Consider the following 20,963-nt stretch of genomic DNA (forward strand, 5'->3'; position numbering starts at 1 on the left):
CACATCGCCCGCTATGTCACCGGTGTCAGACAATTCGGCGTACCGAGATGACATCGGTGACATACTGGCGGCGGTTCGAGCGAGGAGGGACGGTCGATGACCACGATGCGCGACGTCGCCGACCGTGCCGGCGTGAGCGCAAAGACCGTGTCCCGGGTCATCAACAACGACCGCTACGTCTCGGCGGACGTCCGCGAACGCGTCGAGCGCGCGATCGACGAACTGCAGTACGTCCCGAACATGCTGGCCGTCACGTTCCGAGCCGGGCGCGACGCCGCCATCGGGGTCGCGGTGCCCGGCGTCGCCGACCCGTTCTTCGCCGGCATCATCGACGCCGTCGAACGCGAAGCCAGCAAGCGCAATGTCGCCGTCATCGTGACCAGCGTGGGCTGGGAGCCGACGCACGAACAGCGGTCGTTGGAGGCGGTGCTCAAGCGTCAGGTCGCCGGCATGATCATCTGCCCGGTCGGCCGCGACATGTCCTATCTGCGGCCGTGGCTCAAGCGCACACCGCTGGTGTTCGTCGACCGCGAGCCGGGTCGCCTGACCGCCGACGCGGTGGTGCAGGACGACGTCGGCGGCGGCCGCGACGGGACCCGTCACCTGATCGCGCACGGACACCGCCGCATCGCGTTCATGGGCGACGACACCGTGACCGGGCTGCTGCGGCTCGAAGGCTGGCGCCAGGCGCTCGATGAGGCCGGACTCGTCGAAGGCCCGGTGCACATCGGCGCCGTCGACGTCGACACGGTGTCGGCCGCCCTGCGCCGCGCGCTCGACGCGCCCGATCCGCCGACCGCGGTGTTCTCCTCCAACGCCCGGTGCACGATCGCGCTCGTGACGGCGTTACAGGCGTTGCGCCGCAAGGACATCGCGCTGATCGGCTTCGGCGACTTCCCCACCGCGGCCGCGCTTCGGCCCGCGATCACCGTGGTCCACCAGGACGGTGACGCGATGGGCCGCTTCGCCGCCGACCGGTTGTTCACCCGCCTCGACGCGCCGACCCGGCGGCTGCGGCGACGCACGGTGTTGCCGGTGTCGCTGGTGACCCGCACGTCGTGCGCGATGCCCGGCGAGCGGGTGCGCGCGGGGCACGAACCCTAGATCGCGCTGACGATCGTCGGCCGCGTCGGCGGTCCGCCCTCGATCAACGCCAGCAGCGCGTCGACATCGAGGTGGCCCGCGAGCAGGTCGGCCATGGTGTCGAGCTGCGCGTCGCGGCGGGCGCCGACGTCGATGTCGTCGGCCACCACGAAACCGGGCGGCGCCACCTCGGCGAGCCAGTGCCGGCGCACGTCGTCGTTGTCGAGCAGGCCGTGCCAGTGGGTGCCGTACACCCCGTCACGGCGCAACCCGACGCCCAGCCAGTCGTCGGCCGCTGTGCGGGTGAGCCGGCCGTGGTGAATCTCGTAGCCGCGCAACCCATCTGTGTGCCGGCGCAGCGTCTTGTCGGCCGCGAACGCGATGTCGGCGTCGAGCAGTCCGAGGCCGGTCACGCGGCCCGCCGCCGACTCGACGGTGTCGTCGATGTGGCGGCACAGCATCTGGAACCCGCCGCAGATGCCCAGCACCGCCCGGCCGCGGGCGGCGTGCGCGGCCACGGCGTCGGCCAGTCCGCGTTCGCGCAGCCACGCCAGGTCGGCGACGGTGGCCTTGCTGCCGGGGAGCACCACGACGTCGGCGTCGGCCAGGTCGGCGGGGTCGGTGACCCAGCGCACCAGCACACCGGGTTCGCAGGCCAGCGCCTCGACGTCGGTGGAGTTGGAGATGCGCGGCAACCGCACCGCGGCGATGTGCAGCCACCGCTGCCCGCGCGGCGGGGCGGGATCACCGACGACGCGATGGGCCAGCACGGACACGGAATCCTCGGTGTCGAGCCATAATCCGTCGGCGTACGGGATGACGCCGTAGGTCGGCCGGCCGGTCAGCGCCTGCAGTTGGTCGAGTCCGGGCGCCAGTAGCGCCGGGTCACCGCGGAACTTGTTGACGATGAACCCGCTGATGAGCCGCTGGTCGTCGGGTTCGAGCACCGCGACGGTGCCGAACAGGTGCGCCAGCAGTCCGCCGCGGTCGATGTCGCCGACGACGACCACCGGCAGCTCCGCAGCGCGCGCCAGACCCATGTTCGCGAGGTCGGTGGCGCGTAGGTTGATCTCGGCGGGAGACCCGGCACCCTCACAGATGACGACGTCGAATTCGCTTCGCAGAGCGCGCAGTTCGTCGGCGACGACCTTCGCGAGGTGTTCGCGGTGGGTGAAGTAGTCCCCGGCGCGTACGGTGCCCGCGACGCGGCCGTGCACCACCAGCTGCGAGGTGCGGTCGCTGCCGGGTTTGAGCAGGATCGGGTTGAAGCGGGTGTGCGGGGCCAGTCCGGCAGCGCGGGCCTGCATCTCCTGCGCCCGGCCGATCTCCCCGCCGTCGACGGTGACCGCGGAGTTGTTCGACATGTTCTGCGCCTTGAACGGCGCGACGCGAATGCCCTTGCGCGCCAACAACCGGCACAGCCCGGCGACGACCATCGACTTACCGGCATCGGACGTCGTACCGGCAATCAGCAGCGCGCCGCCGGCCGGGCTCACAGCTGGGTGAGGATCTCGGCGCCGTCGTCGGTGACCACCAGCGTGTGCTCGAACTGTGCGGTCCACTTCTTGTCGACGGTGGCGACGGTCCAGCCGTCGTCCCAGATCTCGTAGTCGAGTCCGCCGAGGTTGATCATCGGCTCGATGGTGAACGTCATACCGGGCTCGAGCACGGTCTCGACGGCGGGCTGGTCGTAGTGCAGCACCACCAGGCCGTTGTGGAAGGTGGTGCCGATGCCGTGGCCGGTGAAGTCGCGAACCACGTTGTAGCCGAACCGGTTCGCATACGACTCGATGACCCGGCCGACCACCGACAGCTGGCGGCCCGGTTTGACGGCCTTGATCGCGCGCATGGTGGCCTCGTGGGTGCGCTCGACGAGCAGCCGGTGCTCCTCGGACACGTTGCCGGCGAGGAACGTCGCGTTCGTGTCGCCGTGCACCCCCTCGATGTAGGCGGTGACGTCGATGTTGACGATGTCACCGTCCTCGACCACGGTCGAGTCCGGGATGCCGTGGCAGATGATCTCGTTCAGCGAGGTGCAGCAGGACTTCGGAAAACCCTTGTAGCCCAACGTCGACGGATAGGCGCCGTGGTCGACCATGTAGTCGTGTGCGATGCGGTCGAGCTCGTCGGTGGTGACGCCGGGCGCGACGGCCTTACCGGCCTCGGCGAGCGCCCCGGCCGCGATCCGGCCCGCGACCCGCATCTTCTCGATCACCTCGGGCGACTGCACCCAGGGCTCGGTGCCCTCCTTGACCGTCGGTTTCCACGCGTACTCCGGCCGCGGAATCGAGTTGGGCACCGGCAGCGTCGGGGACACGACGCCGGGGCGAAGAGCGGTACGAACAGGCATAACCCCAGCGTAGTCGAGGATCAGCGGCGGTCGAACGGGCCGAGCCGCCAGCCCCGCCGCGGGCCGCGGATGTCCACCGAACCACAAACGACCTTGCCGGTCAGGATCACGTGCGGATTGCCCTCGGCGGGGGCGTCGCGGCGATGGTCGTGCGCACTGCCGACGACGACCTCCACGTCGTCGATCGACGCACTCGCCCCCTCGGGCAGCCGCAACTCCAGCCCGCCGAACTTCAGGTCGAGCTCCACCACCACCATCGGGCCGGCGAACCGCGCCTTGGTCAGGTCCAGGTCGACCGACCCCATCCGGCGGTGCAGCGCCAGCCGACTCGGCACCGTCCACTCCCCGTGCCGCTTGAGCGAGCCGAGCACGCCGCGCAGTTCGACCCGGTCGGCGGCCGAGGTGACGATCGCGCCGGGCCCCGGCAGGTCACCGACCAAGGCGTCGAGGTCGGAGTGCAACCGCGCCCGCGCCACCGCCGCCGAGCGCTCCTCGAACTCGTCGATGTCGATCAACCCGAGCGCGACGGCGTTGTGCAGCCGCCGCAGCGTGCCGTTGCGGTCGGCGTCGGAGACGCGCATCGCGTCGTGATTGGTATCGGTCATGGCCGACTACCAGGCTACTCAAGCCAGGTAGTCGGGTGGCAGACCGTCGAACATGCCCTTGAGCATGCGCACCGCGTACTCCGAGGAGCCGCCGCCGACGATCAACGCCGAGAACGCCATGTCGCCGCGGTAGCCCGCGAACCACGAGTGCGACCCGCCCGCGAACTCCGCCTCACCGGTCTTGCCGCGCACATCCCCGGCGCCCAGCAGATCCTTGGCGGTGCCGTTGGTGACGACCAGCCGCATCATCGGCCGCAGCCCGTCGAGAATCTTCGGATCGATCGGCGGCTGGTCACCCTCCACCCGGGTCTGCCTGCCCTCGATCAGTTGCGGCACAGGCGTTTTCCCGGCGGCGACGGTCGCGGCGGCCAACGCCATGCCGAACGGGCTGGCCAGCACCTTGCCCTGCCCGAAACCGTCCTCGGTGCGCTCGGCCAGGTCGACGGTCGGCGGCACCGAACCGGTGACGGTCGTGAGCCCCTCGACCTCGTAGTCGGTGCCGAGGCCATACTGCGCGGCCGCCGTCGTCAGTCCACGCGGCGGCATCCGGCTGGCGAGTTCGGCGAAGGTGGTGTTGCACGAACTGGCGAACGCCCGCGACATCGGCACCGTGCCGAGGTCGAAACCGCCGTAGTTCGGCACCGCGCGGTGGCCGATGTCCATCGTGCCCGGGCACGGCAGCAGCGTGTTCGGCGTGGCCATGTCGCGTTCGATGGCCGCGCCCGCGGTCACCATCTTGAACGTCGACCCCGGCGGGTAGAGCCCGGTCGTGGCGATCAGCCCCTCGGCGTCGGCGGACGCGTTCTGCGCGACGGCCAGGATCTCGCCGGTCGACGGCTTGATCACCACGATCATCGCCTTCTTGCCGGTGAAGTTGACCGCATTCTGTGCGGCGGTCTGCACCGCCCGGTCGAGGCTGATCCGCACGGCGGGGGCGGGCACGCCGGGCACCTCGTTGAGCACGTCGACGTCGACGCCGTTCTGGTTGACGGTGACGATCCGCCAACCGGGGTCACCGTCGAGTTCACCGGCGACCGACTTCTTCACCTCGTTGACGATCGCGGGGGCGAACCGGTCGTCGGTGGGCAGCAGTTCGGCCATCGGCGTAACGACCACCCCCGGCAGCGCCCCGATCGCGGGGCTCACCCGGTCGTGATCGTCCTTGCGCAGCGTGACCAGGTTCAGCGGCTGCTTCGACGAGCTGGCCTGCTCCGCCAGCCGCTGCGGATCCCAGGTGTTGTCGAACGGGCGCAGCGTGTCGACGACGGCCCGCGCGGTCTGCATCAGCGCGCCGCCCGCCGCCTGCGCGTCGAGCGAGTAGCGATACAGGTAACCGGGCGCGAGCACCGGCGTGCCACCGCGTTCGATGACCGACGCCCGCGGCGGCGCGTCGGCGCGCAGCGCGAACGTCTGGTTCTCGCCGAGCCGCGGGTGCAGGTTCGTCGCGCTCCACCGCACCTCCCAACGGCCCTCGTCGCGGACCATGTTGAGCTGACCGTCGTAGGTCCAGGTCCGCCCCTTGGGCAGATGCCAGGTGTAGCGGTAGGTGACGCTGCCGGTGTCCAGGGCGTACTTGGAGCCGAGGATCTGCGCGTCGAGGTGGGTGGCCTGCAGGCCGGCCCACGCACCGTTGAGGTCCTCTCGCGCATCGGCGGGCCGGTCGCTGAGGTCGGCCGCGCCGGTGGTGTCCCCGGTGGCCAGCGCAGCGAGGAACTTCTCGGCGGTCGGCTCGGGCCCCGCGGGTTTGGGCGTACACGCGTTGAGCGACAGGGCGAGTGCGCCGACCGCGAGCAGCGCCGCCAGACGTGATGCTGAAGTTGCCATTGGGGCAGATGTTACGAAGTCGAGACCTGCAATCCCGGGAGGCGCACCGACTCTCTTCGCGCCGAACGTTGATTACCGCGCGAGAAATCGCCGCGAAATTGTCGAGCGGTAATCAACGTTCGCGGAATCTGGTGAGGTCAGGAGCTCGCCGCGGGAGCGCGGACCACCAGCGGCGCCGCCGGGAAGTACGCCGCCATCTCCGAGCGCGACTTGCGCAGCGCCGCGGTGCCGTACCCCTGCTTGCGGTACGCCGGGTGAATCCAGATGCGCACATTCACCTCCCCGGCGACCAGATCGCCGAACACCATGCCGACCTTCTCCGAGCCCTGCACCGCGACCAGCCAGGCCGCCTCCTCGGCGTCCACGCGCGCCAGGCCCGCGCGGATCTCGTCGTCGAGGTCGCCGGCCGGGGCACCCGACCCGTCACCGGCCTGCGGCACGTCCTCGGTGCGGGCGGCGAAGATGTCGCGGTCCGCGTCGGCGCTGAACGGCCGCAACACCATCGCGTCGGCCGACCGGGCCGGCTCGCCCATCGTGAAGCTGAGCTGGTTGTTGAGATCCTCGAGTTCGGCGGCGATGCGCCGGCGCGCGACCTTGGTCAGCCGGTCGAACGACAACCGCAGCACCGCCTCGGCGGCCTGGTGCGAGGAGCCCAACATCCCGGCGATCGCCTCGATGGCGGCGTCGTAGTCCTCGGCATCGACGATCACGTCGAGCAGTTCGTGCCGCCGCTCGAGCGCGCGAACCATCGTGTCGGCGATTTCCCTGCGGGCGATTGTGCGTTCGTCGTCGGCCATGACGCGAGCGTAGGACAGCCGGCCGGACCGGTTCCGTCAGTCCAGCAGAACGGTGGCGAAGGTTCCCACCTGTTGGAAGCCCACGCGGGCGTAGGTGGCCCGCGCGACGGTGTTGAAGTCGTTGACGTACAGGCTCGCGGTGCGACCCGAGCGCACCACGGCCGCCGCCAGCGTCGCCGTGCCCGACATGCCCAGGCCGCGGCCGCGCCAGTCGGGGTGCACCCACACGCCCTGGATCTGGCCGACGGTCGGCGACTGCGAGCCCACCTCGGCCTTGAAGACCACCTCGCCGCGCTCGAAGCGGGCCCAGGCCCGGCCGGCGGCGATCAGCCCGGCGACACGCCGCCGGTAGCCGCGGCCGCCGTCACCGAGCCGCGGGTCGATGCCGACCTCGCCGATGAACATGTCGATCGAGGCGACCAGGTAGGCGTCGAGCTCGTCGGCGCGCACCGGGCGCACCGCAGGGTCGATCGCACAGATCGGCGCGGTGCTCAGCGCCATCAGGGGTTGCTGTTCACGCACGTCGCGGGCGGTGCCCCAGGCGTGCTCGAGGCGCTGCCACATCGGCATGACCAGCTCCGCGCGCCCGACCAGCGACGAGCAGCGGCGCGCGGTGCTCATCGCCTTGTCGGCGAACGCCTGCAGATCGGGGGCCTCACCGCGCAACGGGATCAGGTTCGCCCCGGCGTAGCACAGAGATTCGGTCGGCCGGCGCCGCGTCCACAGTTCACCGCCGATGGCCGACGGCTCGATGCCGTGTTCGGCGACCCGGCAGGCGACCATGCAGGAGCCGACGGGATCCTCGTCGAGCACGCGCATCACCGCGCCGACGTCGCGCACCACGGACACCCGTCGTTCGTCGGCGTGACGGAACAGCGGCGGAGCCGACATGGAAACTCTTTCTGACCGACGCTCACCCAGTGGCTGGGATCACATTCAGCTTACGGTGACAACCGGTGTGCCGCTGGCATCTGTTCCGGCCTCGTCCATTTCGGAGGCCAACCGCATCGCCTCTTCGATCAGCGTCTCGACGATCTGGGCCTCGGGGACGGTCTTGATGACCTCACCCTTGACGAAGATCTGGCCCTTGCCGTTGCCGGAGGCCACGCCGAGGTCGGCTTCGCGGGCCTCCCCCGGCCCGTTGACGACGCAGCCCATCACCGCGACGCGCAGCGGCACCTCCATGCCTTCCAGGCCGGCGGTCACCTCGTTGGCCAACGTGTAGACGTCGACCTGCGCGCGCCCGCACGACGGGCACGACACGATCTCCAGCCCGCGGGGCCGCAGGTTCAGCGACTCGAGGATCTGGTTGCCCACCTTGACCTCTTCGGCCGGCGGCGCGGACAGCGAGACGCGGATGGTGTCGCCGATGCCCTTGGACAGCAGCGCACCGAACGCGACCGCCGACTTGATCGTGCCCTGGAACGCCGGCCCGGCCTCGGTAACGCCGAGGTGCAGCGGGTAGTCGCACTGCGCGGCCAGCTGCTCGTAGGCGGCGACCATGATCACCGGGTCGTTGTGCTTGACGCTGATCTTGATGTCGCCGAAGCCGTGCTCCTCGAACAGCGAGGCCTCCCACAGCGCCGACTCGACGAGCGCCTCCGGGGTGGCCTTGCCGTACTTCTCCATGAACCGCTTGTCGAGCGATCCGGCGTTGACGCCGATGCGGATCGGGATGCCCGCGTCACCGGCGGCCTTGGCAACTTCCTTGACCCGGCCGTCGAACTCCTTGATGTTGCCCGGATTTACCCGCACCGCGGCGCAGCCCGCGTCGATCGCGGCGAAGATGTACTTCGGTTGGAAGTGGATGTCGGCGATCACCGGGATCTTCGACTTCTTCGCGATGGCGGGCAGCGCGTCGGCGTCCTCCTGGCGCGGGCAGGCCACCCGCACGATGTCGCAGCCCGACGCGGTCAGCTCGGCGATCTGCTGCAGCGTCGCGTTGATGTCGTGGGTCTTGGTGGTGCACATGGACTGCACCGCGATGGGGTGGTCGCTGCCGATGCCGACGTCGCCCACCATCAGCTGGCGGGTCTTGCGCCGCGGGGCGAGCACGGGCGCCGGGGCGGCCGGCATGCCCAGTCCGATTTGGCTTCCCGTTGTGCCTGGGAGGGCCATCATTACTCCTATTGGAAAGGTCTGATCGGGTTGATGAAGTCGGCGGTCACGGTCACGGCCATGTAGCCGACCACGACGATGAGGATCACGTACGTGGCGGGCATCAGCTTGAGGTAGTTGACCGGACCCGCGGCCACCATGCCGCGCGCCGAGCGGATCATATTGCGGATTTTCTCGTAGAACGCGATCGCGATGTGGCCGCCGTCGAACGGCAGCAGCGGGATCAGGTTGACCGCGCCGAGCACGAAGTTCAACTGCGCCAAGAAGAACCAGAACGCCACCCACAGGCCCTGGTCGACCGCGTCGCCGCCGATGATGCTGGCGCCGACGACGCTGATCGGCGTCTCCGGGTCACGCTCCTCGCCGCCGATGGAACGCACCAGCGCGCCCATCTTGGTCGGGATCTTGGCCAGCGACTTGCCGAGTTCGACGGCGAGATCGCCGGTGAACGCGAAGGTTCCGGGCACCGCCGAGAGCGCGTTGTACTGCGTCGGGCCGAACTGGGCGGCGGTGATGCCGACCGTGCCGACCGGAACCGGTTCGGCGGCTTGATCTTTGGCGCCCTCAGCGACGTAGCGCTGGGCCGGGATGACGTCGACGACGGTGGTGAACTCGCGCCCGTCGCGCTCCACGGTGAACGGGGTGGGGCCGTCGAGTTTGCGTACGGCGTCGACCATTTCGTCGAAGTTGGCCACCGACGTGTCGCCGACCTTGACGACGGTGTCGCCGGCTTCGATGCCGGCGGCCGCGGCCGGTGACGGAGCCAGGCAGTCACCGAGCTTGCCCTGGCTGACCTCCGACTTCACGCACGACGTCTCGCCGACGATCGCGGTGGTCGGCGGGTGCAGGTTGGGCAGCCCCCACACCACCGCGATGCCGTAGATCAGCACCAGGCCGATGACGAAGTTCATGCCGGGCCCGGCCGCCAACACGGCGGCCCGCTTCCACGTCTTCTGCTTGTACATCGCGCGGTCGCGCTCGTCGGGGGCGAGTTCCTCGACCGCGGTCATGCCCGCGATGTCGCAGAACCCGCCGAGCGGGATCGCCTTGACGCCGTACTCGGTGCGGTCACCCTGCTTGTTCGCCCGCCACGTCGACCACAGCGTCGGCCCGAAGCCGACGAAGTAGCGGCGCACCTTCATCCCGGTGGCACGCGCCACCCACATGTGCCCGCACTCGTGCAACGCGACTGACACCAGGATGGCCAGTGCGAACAGCACGACGCCGATGACCCACATCATTTGGTGGTGACTACCTCCCGCTCGACCGCGCGCGATGCGCGGTCACGCGCCCACTGCTGGGCCTCAAGTACGTCATCCACGGTAGCTGGTTCGGCGGCCCACTGGTCGGCAGCGCGCAGGACCTCGTCGATTGTGCGCACGATGGACGGGAACCGGATCCGGCCGTCCAGGAACGCCGCGGCGGCCTCCTCGTTGGCGGCGTTGTAGACCGCGGTCAGGCAACCGCCGCCTTCACCGGCCCGGCGGGCCAGCGCGACCGCGGGGAACACCGCGTCGTCGAGCGGTTCGAATGTCCAGGTGGACGCCGTGGCGAAATCGCAGGCGGCCGCCGCCGCGGGGACCCGGTCCGGCCAGCCGAGGGCCAGCGCGATCGGCAGCTTCATGTCCGGCGGGCTGGCCTGCGCCAGCGTGGAGCCGTCGGTGAACGTGACCATCGAGTGCACGATCGACTGCGGGTGCACCACCACGTCGATGCGGTCGTAGGGCACGCCGAACAGCAGGTGGGTCTCGATCAGCTCCAGGCCCTTGTTGACCAGCGACGCCGAGTTGAGCGTGTTCATCGGCCCCATCGACCAGGTGGGATGCGCGCCGGCCTGCTCGGGGGTCGCGGATTCGAGTCGCTCGGCGCTCCAGCCGCGGAACGGGCCGCCGGAGGCGGTCAGCACGATGCGGGCGACCTCGGCGGCGGTGCCGCCGCGCAGGCACTGCGCCATCGCGGAGTGCTCTGAGTCGACCGGCACGATCTGGCCCGGCGCGGCCGCCTTGAGCACCAGCGGACCGCCGGCCACCAACGATTCTTTGTTGGCGAGCGCAAGCCGGGCGCCGGTGGCCAGTGCGGCCAGCGTCGGTTCGAGCCCGAGCGCGCCGACGAGCGCGTTGAGCACGACGTCGGCCTCCGTGTCCTGCACGAGCCGGGTGACGGCGTCGGGACCGGCGTAGGCGACGTCGCCGATGCGCGCAGCGGCGGCCTCATCGGCGACGGCGATGTTCGTCACACCGGTCGCGGCTCGCTGGCGCGCCAGCAGTTCGGGGTTGCCGCCGCCCGCGGCCAGGCCGACGACCTCGAAGCGGTCGGGGTTGGCGGCGATGACGTCGAGCGCCTGGGTCCCGATCGACCCGGTGCTGCCGAGGATCAGTACGCGCCGACGACCGTCGCTTCCGGCGGGAACGTTCACCGAACCATTGTGCCGCCTGCGACGGCCGATCCCTCAATCGACGGCGAGTGTGACGCAAATCTGACGCGATCCATCCGCGCATCGCGTGCCGCCGAATCCCCGGTGTCACACAGCAAAGGACGGGCGAGCCGTCCGCGACAAGGGAGCAGCGCATGAATATCGAGTTCCGCAAGGCAGTTTCGGCCGCGGGTCTGGCGGCCGCGGCAGTGCTGACCATCTCGGCGTGTTCGAACGACGCCACGAGCCCGACGGCCTCGGCCCAGACCGGTTCGAGCGCCACCAGCGCCGCGCCGGCCCCGATGGAGCAGCCGGTGCAGCCGGCGGGTCCGGTCGGCCCCGGCTGCGCGGACTACGCGGCCCAGAACCCGAGCGGCCCGGGCTCGGTGGCGGGCATGGCGATGGACCCGGTGACCGTCGCCGCCTCCAACAACCCGATGCTGACCACGCTGACCTCGGCGTTGTCGGGCAAGCTCAATCCGAACGTCAACCTCGTCGAGACGCTCGACAGCGGTGAGTTCACGGTGTTCGCGCCGACCGACGCCGCGTTCGCCAAGATCGACCCGGCGACCATCGAGCAGCTCAAGACCGATTCGGCGCTGCTCACCAACATCCTGACCTACCACGTGGTGCCCGGTCAGGCCGATCCGGCGCAGGTCGTCGGCACCCACAAGACCGTGCAGGGCGCCGACGTCAACGTCACCGGCGGCGGTGAGGCCATCAAGGTCGACGACGCCAACGTGGTGTGCGGTGGGGTCCGCACCGCCAACGCGACGGTGTACCTGATCGACACGGTCCTGATGCCCTGATCTCTCCGCCGAGCAGACGCAGAACTGTCCTTCGGGCAGTTCTGCGTCTGCTCGCGCGATTCAGGGCGTGTCGAGCTGGGTGAGCAGGCCGTGCAGGTCGAGCTGCCCGCGGTGCGACACCAGCAGGTCGCCCTGGAACCGGTCGATGTGGATCCCCGCGACCGACACCGTGGCGCCGGTCGGGGCGCGGCCCCGGAACTCGCCGCTGTGGGTTCCGGTGAACCGGAACCGCGAGATGCCGTGCGACCCGTCGACCAGCAGCTCCTCGATGACGTGCCGGCCGTCGGGAAATCCGCGGGTGAACTCCTCGAGATGCGAGCGCCACTGCGGCCAGTCCGTCGGTCCCCCACTGCCGACCTCGACGACCAGCCGCGACGACACCAGCTGTTCGACCGTGGACCAGTCCCGCCGATCGACCGACGTGTACAGGCAGTTCACCAGGTCGCGGACCTCGTCTCCGGAAAGGCTCATGCCCGATTCTGACGTCTTCATGACCGCGGCACCCACCGAAACCTCACGCTGTTTCCCTATCGCGATTTGCGGGCAGCACAATGCCATGCCCACATTGCTGTGGTTCCGGCGCGACCTGCGGTTGCGCGATCTGCCCGCACTGCTCGACGCGGCCGCCGCCGACGGCGAGGTGCTGGCCTGCTTCGTGCTCGACCCCCGGCTGGAGGCGTCCTCGGGTGCGCGTCGGCTGCAGTATCTCTACGACGCACTGCGGGCGCTGCGCGACAGCCTCGACGGCCGGTTACTGGTGACCCGCGGCCGCCCCGAGCAGCGCATCCCGCAGCTGGTGAAGAAGTGCGGCGCGTCGGCGGTGCACGTCTCCGCGGACTTCACGCCGTTCGGGCGTCGCCGCGACGAGGCGGTGCTGAGCGCGCTCGGCGACGTGCCGCTGCACGCCTCGGGTTCGCCGTATCTCGTCTCCCCCGGACGGATCACCAAACCCGACGGGACCCCGTACAAGGTGTTCAGCCCGTTCTTCTCGGCCTGGCGTCAGCACGGCTGGCCCAAACCGGCGGCCTCGGGGGCCGAGTCGGCGCGCTGGATCGATCCCGCGGATGTCGGCGGCGGGATCGACATCCCGGATGCGGGCGCCGAACTCGACCTGCCCGCTGGTGAGGCGGCCGCGACCGATCAGTGGAAAGTGTTCGTGGCCAACGATCTTCACGGTTACGCCGACGACCGCAACCGCCCCGACCTCGATGTCACCAGCCGGATGTCGGCGCACCTGAAATTCGGCACCATCCATCCGCGTACGATGGCCGTCGACCTCGGCCGCGGCACGGGTGCGCAGGCGTATCTGCGAGAGTTGGCTTTTCGCGATTTCTACGCGTCGGTGCTGGGCGAGTGGCCGCACAGCGTGTGGTGGAACTGGAACCGGTCCTTCGACGACATGCCGACCGACGACGACGCCGCGGCCCAGGACCGGTTCGAGGCCTGGAAGCAGGGCCGCACCGGCTTTCCCATCGTCGATGCCGGTATGCGCCAGTTGGCCCAGACCGGCTGGATGCACAACCGGGTCCGGATGATCGTGGCCTCGTTTCTGGTCAAGGACCTGCACCTGCCGTGGCAGTGGGGTGCGCGCTGGTTCCTCGATCAACTGGTCGACGGCGACATGGCCAACAATCAACACGGCTGGCAGTGGGTGGCGGGCACCGGCACCGACGCCGCCCCGTTCTTCCGGGTGTTCAACCCGGCCACGCAGGGCGCGAAGTTCGACCCCGACGGCACCTATGTGCGGCGCTGGGTGCCCGAGGTCGACGACGACAGCTATCCGGCGCCGATCGTCGACCACGCGGCCGAACGCAAGGAGGCGCTGCGCCGCTACTCGGCGATCACTTGATGATCTGGCCGCCGTCGACCGGCAACGCCACCCCGGTGACGTAGCGGCCCGAGTCGCCGCACAGGTAGACCATGGCGTCGCTGATCGCCTCGGGCTCCACGGGCGGGATGGCCAGCAGCGGCTGCTGCGACGCGCTGAACGACGGGTGCTCGCCGGACCACTCGGCCAGCGCCTCATTGTAGATCATCGGCGTGGCCACGCCGCCGGGGTGCACCGTGTTGACACGAATATTCTTCTCCGCCAAGCCTCTTGCGAAGTGCCGCATCACGCCGATCACGCCGTGCTTGGCGACGGTGTAGCCGGCCGCGCCGTGGTTCATCGTGCCGAAGTCGACGGTGACGGGCTTGAACCCGGCCGCCGAGCTGGTGATCACGATGGCTCCGCCGTCGCCGTGCGCGAGCAGCGCAGGCAACGTGGCGATGATCGTGTAATAGACGCCGTTGAGCATCACGTTGACCGCGTCGACGAACGCGCTGAGCTCGCCGCCCTGGCTGCCCGCGGCCGGCAGGATCCCGGCGTTGGCGAGCACGAAGTCGATGCGGCCCAGTTCGGCGACGCCGTGCGCGACGATCTCCTGCAGCCGCGCGAGGTCGCGCACGTCGCCGTGCTCGGCGACGATCCGGCGACCGGTCTTCTCGACGAGGTTCACGGTCTCGTCGAGATCCTCCGGGGTCGCCATCGGATAGGCGACGCTGCCGATCTGGTCGCACAAATCCACCGCGATGATGTCGGCGCCTTCTTCGGCGAACCGCACCGCGTGCGCCCGACCCTGACCCCGCGCCGCGCCCGTGATGAACGCGACCTTGCCCTCGAACTGCTTAGCCATGGGGCCTCACCCTACGGATGGCTGATCGCCGCGCTGACCGGCTGTGCCAGAATGTCGGCAGTAGCGAGCCGGATCGTGAGGAGTAGCCGTGGCCAACACCGAGGTGCAGCGACACACCGGGGTCGACGTCGAAGAGGTGCCGTCCGCGGAGTGGGGCTGGTCGTACCACAGCCCCAAGGTGTTCCACATCGGCGGACTGCTGGCGGCGGCGTTCCTGCTGTTCATGATCCACGGCAACCACACCGGCCGCGTCGAGGACCTGTTCCTGATCGGTTTCGCGGTGATCATCGTCGCGTTCGTCGGCCGCGACTGGTGGCTGCGCCGGCGCGGTTGGATCCGCTAGCACCCGCGGTCAGACCGTCGCCAGCCGCCGGACCTCGGCGCGCAGGTCGAACAGCGTCTCGGTGGCGCTGACGCTTCCGGTCAGCTCGGCGGCGGCCAGCGCGCGGGCCTTGAACGCCCGCGCCGCAACACTCAACTGGTGCGGGCTCGGATCGATCCGCCCACGCAGACCATCGGGCAGGTCCACGCCCCAGGCCATGACTTCGACGTCGCCGCGCCGGGCCGTCTCGAACGCGTAGGCGCGCACGCGGGCGTCCTCGCGCAACAGCGTCGCGCTGACGGCCAGCGCGCCGTCGGTCGGCGCCGAGAACAATTCGTCGGTGATCGACCCGGCCGGATCGGCGCCCAGGATCGTCAGTGCGCGCGCATCCCGGCAGCCGTCCACGCGGACCGTCACGTCCCACCCCGCGCAGGCCCGGTCGAACAGCCACCCGCCGGCCAGCCCGACCACATCGGCGAGGTCGGCGGCCAGCACGGTCAGCTGGTGCCGGTTGACCCGGCCGTCACGGTCACCGTCGGTCAACACGACGTCATCGGTAGAGGATCGAGTTGCCATGTGGTCCCATCCGATCTGTGCGCGACGCCGGTCGCGAGCTGCCGACGCTTCCCCTAGAGCGTGACACTCGGATGAAGATCTGTAAAGGTACGGTTTGGCCACGAACCGCCGCGGTCAGCGTGCGAGCGGCAGTGCCGAGCGGATCTCGGCGAACGCGGCCAGCAGGGCGTCGGTCGCCTCGTGCGGGTCCTCGAGCGTACGGTCGTCGGTCAGCACCGAGATGGCCAGCTGGTCGACGTAACTCCACACCGTGATGTTCATTCCGCGGCCGGTGACGACGGGACCGACCGAGTAGATCTCGTTGACCACGCCGCCGGCGATGTGGCCACGTTCGCGCGGCCCCACGACGTTGGAGATCGTCAGGTTCATCACCGCCCCGGACTCCATCCGGGCGGCCTGCATGCGGAAGAACCCCGGCGCCAACGCCGGCGGCAGATACGCCATCCAGGCCGGCAGCACCGTCGGCCCGAGCAGGCGATGGTTCTCCTTGGCGACCCCGGTGGCCACCGCGGTCACCCGAACCCGCTCGAGCGGGTCGTCGATGTGCACCGGCAGCGACGGCAACATGTACGTGAACTCGTTGCCGGTCAACCGATCTCGCGACGGGTTGGTGCAGACCGGAACGCCGGCGATCAACGGGGCGTCGGCCCGGCCGTCGTAGCGCAGCAGCAGCGTCCGCAACGCGCCGGCCGCCGTCGCCAGCACGATGTCGTTGAGCGTGACCCCCAGCCGGTTCGCGGTCTCCTTCACCTCGGGCAGCGACAACGGCGCGGTGGCGAAGCGCCGGCCCGGCGAGACCACATGGTTGAGGAAGGTCCGCGGCGGGGCGAAGCTGCGCGCCAGGTCGGGATGGCGGCCGCGCTCGCCGGCGCGCCTGCGCACCCGTGCCACCCCGGCGCCGGTCTCGGCGAGCAGCCGCGGCAGCCGGCGGACGAGGTCGGCGTGGTCCCGGCCGGCGGCCGCGAGCAGCTGTGAGCGCGACCCCGCGCCGCCGAGCGGTGCGGGCGGCGACGGCTCCCCCGGTGCGAGCGCCTTGGCCAGTTGGTTGGCCGACGCCACACCGTCGGCGAGCACGTGGTGCACCTTGTGACGACCGCGATGCGGCCGTCGGCGAGGCCCTCCACGACGTACATCTCCCACAGCGGCCGGCGCCGGTCCAGCGGCGTGCTCGCGATCTCGCCGACGAGCGCGTCGAGTTCGCGACGGCCGCCGGGGGCGTCGACGCGGGCGCGACGCACGTGGTAGTCAAGGTCGAGATCGGGGTCCTCGCACCACATCGGGTGATGCAGCCGCAGCGGGATGTCGACGAGCCGGTAGCGCAGCGCCGACAGCGCCATCAGCCGCGGATAGGCGACCCGCCGGAACATGTCGAAGCTGTAGCCGTCGACGCCGGAGACGTCGAGGATGCCGACTTTGAGTGTGTGCATGTGGATTTCGGGCGTCTCGCTGTACAGCATCAGGGCGTCGACACCGTTGAGTCGTTTCATCGTCCCCCTTCGCGTCGCTCAGACGTCTTCCCGAATCCGCCGATTCTCATGCCCGTTCGTCGAAGACACGACGTCGTCGCCGAAATTTGTAAAGCTGGCGATATGAGCCTCGTCGCGGCCCGTGGACCGCTCAGCAACCAACCCGCCGGCTGGTTCAGCCCGCCGCTTCCCGCAGACGTGGTGTTCGTCGAACCGCACCCGCGGCGGGTGCAGGGGCTGCGCGACGGGCGCGCGGTGATCGACACCGAGCGGGCGCTGCTGGTGCACCGCCGCGACCACCCGCTGAGCTACGCGTTCCCCGCCGACGAGGCAGCCGGTCTGCCGGGCGAACCCGTCGCCGAGGCGCCGGGATACGTGCACGTGCCGTGGGACGCCGTCGACACCTGGCTGGAGGAGGGTCGCGAACTCGTGCACTACCCGCCCAACCCCTACCACCGGGTCGACTGCCGGCCGACCGACCGGGCGCTGCGGGTCACGGTGGCGGGTCAGTCGCTGGTCGACACCACCGACACCGTGATCGTGTTCGAGACCTCCCTCGACGCGCGCCTCTACGTCAACCCCGCCCATGTCCGCACCGACCTGCTTCGGCCCTCGGCGACCACCAGTTACTGCAACTACAAGGGCTATGCGACGTACTGGTCGGCGACGGTCGGCGACACCGTGGTCGAGGACGTCGCCTGGAGCTACCCGGACCCGCCGCCCGAGACGCTGCCGATCGCAGGGTTCTTCAGCTTCGACGCGGACCGGGCGCAGGTCATGGCGGACCTACCCGGCCGTCGGTGATCAAACTTTGACGATCAGGCTTTGGCGATCACCGTCTCGCCGAACCGCTCGATCGTGTCCAGCACGTGCGTGAGGCTGTCGCCGGGCAGCCCGACCTGGACCCAGGTCACGCCGATGCGCTCCAGCTTCTCCAGACCGGCCAGGTACGCGTCGGCGTCGAAGTCCTCGCCGCCGGGGGTGCCGCCGTCGGGGTTGGTGAACGTGACATCGATGGCCGAGAAGTCGCGGCCGGCCTCGTCGAAGCGGCGGCGCAGGTCCTCGATGCCGGCGGTGAGGCGCTCGACGTCCATGGTCGCGGTGCGCGCCGTCTGCGCCAGCAGCGCGGGAGCGGGGAACGGGCACCAGCCGTCGCCGAACGCGACGACGCGCTTGCGGGCGGCCGCGGTGTTGCCGCCGATCCAGATCGGCGGGTGCGGATCGCTGACCGGCCGCGGATGGGCCGTGATGCCGCTCGCGGTGAAATGTCTTCCCTCGTACGAGAAGTCGTCGGTGGTCCAGATGCCGCAGATGACTTCGAGCGCCTCTTCGAACAGCGCTGCCCGCTCCTCGAAGTCGACTCCGAGCGCGGCGAATTCGCGTTTGAGATAACCGACGCCGACACCGAGGGTGAACCGGCCGTCCGACAGCAGGTCCAGTGTCGCGCCGGCCTTGGCGACGACGAACGGGTTGCGGTACGGCAGCACCACGATGTTGGGGATCAGGCGCAGCGTCGACGTCTTGGCCGCCGCGTACCCCATCGCCACGAACGGATCGACCGCGTCGTGACCGCCGGCCTCCAGCCAGCGCTGGGTCGGCGCGGGGTGGTCGGTGAAGCCGAAGCCGTGGAAACCCGCCGCCTCGGCCGCCGCCGCGACCGTCGCGATGCCGGTACCGGTGACGAGGTCAGGGTTGTAGGGATGCGTGTGCATCGGGTGGGTGAAGGTGAACCGCATATCAGGGCTGCCCCGTTCAGAATGTTCTTCTCATTATCCGAGAATGTCGTTACCATGCGGACCGCGGAAAGTACAGGGCTCCGACTCGGAAGGACGAGATGAGCAGACCCGAGATCGGCGTGTACCTCCCCCAGATGGGGTTCACCTACGAGCAGATGCTGCACCGCACCCGGCGCTGCGCGGACCTCGGCATCGACTCGGTGTGGCTCTACGACCACCTGTACGGACCGGGCGCGCCGGACTACCCGTCGCTGGAGGCCTGGACGCTGGCCACCGCACTGCTCAGCAACACCGAGCGCATCCACATCGGACACATGGTGCTGTGCAATCAGTTCCGCCATCCGGCCGTGCTGGCCAAGATGGCCACGACGCTGGACCAGATCGCGCCCGGCCGCCTGCGACTCGGCATCGGCAGCGGGTCGCTCGAGGACGAGCACCAGCGCGCCGGCCTGCCGTGGGGCACGTTCCGCGAGCGGTCGGAGCGGCTCGGCGAGACGCTGCAGATCCTGGCGCAGGCCTTCGCCGAGGAGCGGATCGACTTCACCGGCAGGCACTTTCAGGTCCGCGATTTCCCCGTCAAGCCGGGACCGGTGCGGCGGCCGCCGATCGTCGTCGGCGGTGTCGGCGAGAAGTACACCTTGCCGCTGGTCGCCCGCTACGCCGACGTGTGGAACGTACCCACCTACGCGCTCGGCGAACTGCGGCAGAAGGTGTCGGTACTGCGCTCACTGTGCGACGACGCCGGCCGCGACCCGTCGACGATCGTGCTCTCGGTCGAGGCGGTGATGGCACTGGCGCCCAATGACCGCACGCTCCCGCAGGTCCGCCAACTGGCCGAAAAGCGGTTCGGGCTACCGGCATTCGGGCTGCACGATGGCGGCCTGATCGGCACGCCGCCGGCGATCGTCGACCGTCTCGGCGAACTGACCGAGCTGGGCTTCGGCCAGATCGTGCTGTTCACGCACGACCGCGGCTCCGAAGAGACCCTCGAACTGCTGGCCACCGAGGTCATCGCGCGACTCTAGGCCGGGCGCTTGGCAGGCGGTGAATAGTTCGGCCGGCCCAGGCCCAGCACGTGCTGGGCGATCATGTTGCGGAACACCTCGAGCGTGCCGCCGTAGATCCCGGTGGGCCCGGCGAGCCGGAACAGGTACTCCGCCGCCCCGTCGTCGGCGGCGCCCTCGGTGCCGACCGGCAGGCTGGCCGCGGGGCCGAGCAGGTCCATCAGATCGGGCGTGACGTCGCGCATGGTCTGGGCGATCGCGACGCGCCCGAACATCTCCGGGCTGCTGGCGGCTGCCTCCATCCGGGCGATCGCGCGGCCGAGCCGGTACCGCACCGAGTCGTCGCGGCGCGCCACCGCGGCCGCCCGGTCGACCGCCTCGCCGAGCAGCAGCAGGTGCTCGGTCATGGTGGCGAGCTTCTGCAGGCCCTGGTCGTCGCGTTCGATGGTGCCGTGTTCGGCGTTGAGGGCGTCGCGCAGCACCGTCCAGCCGCCGTTGACCTCGCCGACGCGGTACTTGTCGGGCACCCGCACGTCGCTGTAGTAGGTGATGTTGGTGCGGTCGCCGTCGACCGTGCGGATCGGCTGGATCTCGACGCCGGGGCTGTCGAGCGGGACCAGCAGCATCGTCAGGCTCTGGTGTTTGGGCGCCTCAGGGTCGGTGTTGGTGATCAGGAAGACGAACTGCGCGTTGTGCGCGTTCGACGTGAACATCTTGGCGCCGTTGACAACCCAGTGGTCGCCGTCGCGCACGGCCCGGGTCTTGCAGGTGGCGACGTCGGAGCCGCCCTCGGGTTCGGTGTAGCCCAGGCACAACCGGACGCGGCCCGCCAGCACACCGGGCAGTATCTCGTCGAGCAGTTCCGGTGAGGCGAACCGCTGCAGGCAGCGTGCGACCATCACGGTGGTGGGCCAGTGGAACCACGGGGTGTGCGCCCGCCCGATCTCGAGTTCCCAGATGCGCCTGCGGACGACGCTGAACCCGCCGTCGGCCTCGGCGTTGAAGTCGGCCGCCAGATAGCCGGCCTCCCCGAGCGCGAGATGCACACTCTCGTCGAAGTTCTCGCCGGTTTCACTGTCCCGCGCGATCACCTCGTCGGTCACCACGCGAGCCAGGAACTCGCGCACCTCGCGCTGAAACGCCTGATCGTCCTCGCTCAACTGCACGCGGGAGAAGTCCATCTGG

At 69.9% G+C, this 20,963-nt stretch carries 20 protein-coding genes and 1 pseudogene; 6 read left to right on the plus strand and 15 right to left on the minus strand.

The window, feature by feature from the left end; translation table 11 throughout:
* The first annotated feature begins 96 nt into the window (after positions 1–96).
* Positions 97–1,104, plus strand: a complete 1,008-nt coding sequence (locus BLW81_RS24185) for a LacI family DNA-binding transcriptional regulator (protein ID WP_083409384.1) — start codon at positions 97–99, stop codon at positions 1,102–1,104.
* Here the strand turns inward: BLW81_RS24185 and BLW81_RS24190 are convergent.
* The 9 genes from BLW81_RS24190 to dxr all read right to left on the minus strand — a co-directional run bounded on the left by BLW81_RS24190 (position 1,101) and on the right by dxr (position 11,193).
* Positions 1,101–2,579: a cobyric acid synthase gene (locus tag BLW81_RS24190; RefSeq protein WP_173839671.1), complete on the minus strand. Its 1,479-nt coding sequence runs from the start codon at positions 2,577–2,579 to the stop codon at positions 1,101–1,103. The genes BLW81_RS24185 and BLW81_RS24190 overlap by 4 nt on opposite strands.
* Positions 2,576–3,433 carry a type I methionyl aminopeptidase gene (map, locus tag BLW81_RS24195; RefSeq protein WP_083409386.1) on the minus strand — a complete coding sequence of 286 codons (858 nt, stop codon included), beginning with the start codon at positions 3,431–3,433 and terminating at the stop codon, positions 2,576–2,578. The genes BLW81_RS24190 and map overlap by 4 nt, the downstream gene beginning before the upstream one ends.
* A 20-nt stretch (positions 3,434–3,453) precedes the next feature.
* On the minus strand, positions 3,454–4,038 hold the full coding sequence (locus tag BLW81_RS24200) for a DUF1707 SHOCT-like domain-containing protein (RefSeq protein ID WP_083409387.1): 585 nt from the start codon (positions 4,036–4,038) through the stop codon (positions 3,454–3,456).
* A gap of 18 nt (positions 4,039–4,056) precedes the next feature.
* Positions 4,057–5,862, minus strand: coding sequence for a penicillin-binding transpeptidase domain-containing protein (locus BLW81_RS24205; protein WP_083409388.1), 1,806 nt, complete (start codon positions 5,860–5,862; stop codon positions 4,057–4,059).
* Positions 5,863–5,999: 137 nt separating this feature from the next.
* Entirely contained in the window at positions 6,000–6,659 is a 660-nt protein-coding gene (locus BLW81_RS24210; RefSeq protein WP_083409389.1) for a GNAT family N-acetyltransferase, read from the minus strand.
* 36 nt (positions 6,660–6,695) lie between these two features.
* Positions 6,696–7,550 carry a GNAT family N-acetyltransferase gene (locus BLW81_RS24215; RefSeq protein WP_083409390.1) on the minus strand — a complete coding sequence of 285 codons (855 nt, stop codon included), beginning with the start codon at positions 7,548–7,550 and terminating at the stop codon, positions 6,696–6,698.
* A gap of 45 nt (positions 7,551–7,595) precedes the next feature.
* Positions 7,596–8,735, minus strand: coding sequence for a flavodoxin-dependent (E)-4-hydroxy-3-methylbut-2-enyl-diphosphate synthase (gene ispG, locus BLW81_RS24220; protein ID WP_235632080.1), 1,140 nt, complete (start codon positions 8,733–8,735; stop codon positions 7,596–7,598).
* 50 nt (positions 8,736–8,785) lie between these two features.
* Positions 8,786–10,018, minus strand: a complete 1,233-nt coding sequence (locus tag BLW81_RS24225) for a M50 family metallopeptidase (protein ID WP_083409391.1) — start codon at positions 10,016–10,018, stop codon at positions 8,786–8,788.
* Positions 10,015–11,193 carry a 1-deoxy-D-xylulose-5-phosphate reductoisomerase gene (gene dxr / locus BLW81_RS24230; RefSeq protein ID WP_083409392.1) on the minus strand — a complete coding sequence of 393 codons (1,179 nt, stop codon included), beginning with the start codon at positions 11,191–11,193 and terminating at the stop codon, positions 10,015–10,017. The genes BLW81_RS24225 and dxr overlap by 4 nt, the downstream gene beginning before the upstream one ends.
* A gap of 152 nt (positions 11,194–11,345) precedes the next feature.
* On the opposite strand from dxr, the gene BLW81_RS24235 reads away from it, so the two are divergent.
* On the plus strand, positions 11,346–11,999 hold the full coding sequence (locus tag BLW81_RS24235) for a fasciclin domain-containing protein (protein ID WP_083409393.1): 654 nt from the start codon (positions 11,346–11,348) through the stop codon (positions 11,997–11,999).
* Between the two features lie 60 nt (positions 12,000–12,059).
* Here the strand turns inward: BLW81_RS24235 and BLW81_RS24240 are convergent, their stop codons facing one another.
* Positions 12,060–12,470 carry an ester cyclase gene (locus BLW81_RS24240; protein WP_083409394.1) on the minus strand — a complete coding sequence of 137 codons (411 nt, stop codon included), beginning with the start codon at positions 12,468–12,470 and terminating at the stop codon, positions 12,060–12,062.
* Between the two features lie 85 nt (positions 12,471–12,555).
* Between BLW81_RS24240 and BLW81_RS24245 the strand changes: the two genes are divergently transcribed.
* On the plus strand, positions 12,556–13,848 hold the full coding sequence (locus BLW81_RS24245) for a cryptochrome/photolyase family protein (protein ID WP_083409395.1): 1,293 nt from the start codon (positions 12,556–12,558) through the stop codon (positions 13,846–13,848).
* On the opposite strand, the gene BLW81_RS24250 is transcribed toward BLW81_RS24245, so the two are convergent.
* The gene (locus tag BLW81_RS24250) at positions 13,841–14,674 is read right to left on the minus strand and encodes a mycofactocin-coupled SDR family oxidoreductase (protein ID WP_083409396.1); all 834 of its coding nucleotides are present in this window, start codon (positions 14,672–14,674) and stop codon (positions 13,841–13,843) included. The two genes, BLW81_RS24245 and BLW81_RS24250, sit on opposite strands and share 8 nt — an antisense overlap.
* Before the next feature lie 88 nt (positions 14,675–14,762).
* Here BLW81_RS24250 and BLW81_RS24255 point away from each other — a divergent pair, with 88 nt between their 5' ends.
* A complete protein-coding gene (locus tag BLW81_RS24255) occupies positions 14,763–15,017 on the plus strand; it encodes a DUF2631 domain-containing protein (RefSeq protein ID WP_083409397.1) in 255 nt (84 codons plus the stop codon).
* Positions 15,018–15,026: 9 nt separating this feature from the next.
* On the opposite strand, the gene BLW81_RS24260 is transcribed toward BLW81_RS24255, so the two are convergent.
* Together BLW81_RS24260 and BLW81_RS24265 are read right to left on the minus strand one after the other, a co-directional pair.
* Positions 15,027–15,572: a hypothetical protein gene (locus BLW81_RS24260; protein WP_220096826.1), complete on the minus strand. Its 546-nt coding sequence runs from the start codon at positions 15,570–15,572 to the stop codon at positions 15,027–15,029.
* A gap of 114 nt (positions 15,573–15,686) precedes the next feature.
* Positions 15,687–17,059, minus strand: a pseudogene (locus BLW81_RS24265) (WS/DGAT/MGAT family O-acyltransferase).
* A 102-nt stretch (positions 17,060–17,161) separates the two neighbouring features.
* Here BLW81_RS24265 and BLW81_RS24270 point away from each other — a divergent pair.
* Positions 17,162–17,842 carry a DUF427 domain-containing protein gene (locus BLW81_RS24270; RefSeq protein WP_083409399.1) on the plus strand — a complete coding sequence of 227 codons (681 nt, stop codon included), beginning with the start codon at positions 17,162–17,164 and terminating at the stop codon, positions 17,840–17,842.
* Between the two features lie 14 nt (positions 17,843–17,856).
* Here BLW81_RS24270 and BLW81_RS24275 read toward each other — a convergent pair whose 3' ends face one another.
* On the minus strand, positions 17,857–18,774 hold the full coding sequence (locus BLW81_RS24275) for an LLM class F420-dependent oxidoreductase (RefSeq protein WP_083409400.1): 918 nt from the start codon (positions 18,772–18,774) through the stop codon (positions 17,857–17,859).
* Positions 18,775–18,872: 98 nt separating this feature from the next.
* On the opposite strand from BLW81_RS24275, the gene BLW81_RS24280 reads away from it, so the two are divergent.
* A complete protein-coding gene (locus tag BLW81_RS24280; RefSeq protein WP_083409401.1) occupies positions 18,873–19,799 on the plus strand; it encodes an LLM class flavin-dependent oxidoreductase in 927 nt (308 codons plus the stop codon).
* Here BLW81_RS24280 and BLW81_RS24285 read toward each other — a convergent pair.
* Positions 19,796–20,959: an acyl-CoA dehydrogenase family protein gene (locus BLW81_RS24285; RefSeq protein WP_083409402.1), complete on the minus strand. Its 1,164-nt coding sequence runs from the start codon at positions 20,957–20,959 to the stop codon at positions 19,796–19,798. The two genes, BLW81_RS24280 and BLW81_RS24285, sit on opposite strands and share 4 nt — an antisense overlap.
* Positions 20,960–20,963 lie beyond the last annotated feature (4 nt).

Origin of the sequence: Mycolicibacterium rutilum (assembly GCF_900108565.1) — a bacterium.
Classification (GTDB): domain Bacteria; phylum Actinomycetota; class Actinomycetes; order Mycobacteriales; family Mycobacteriaceae; genus Mycobacterium; species Mycobacterium rutilum.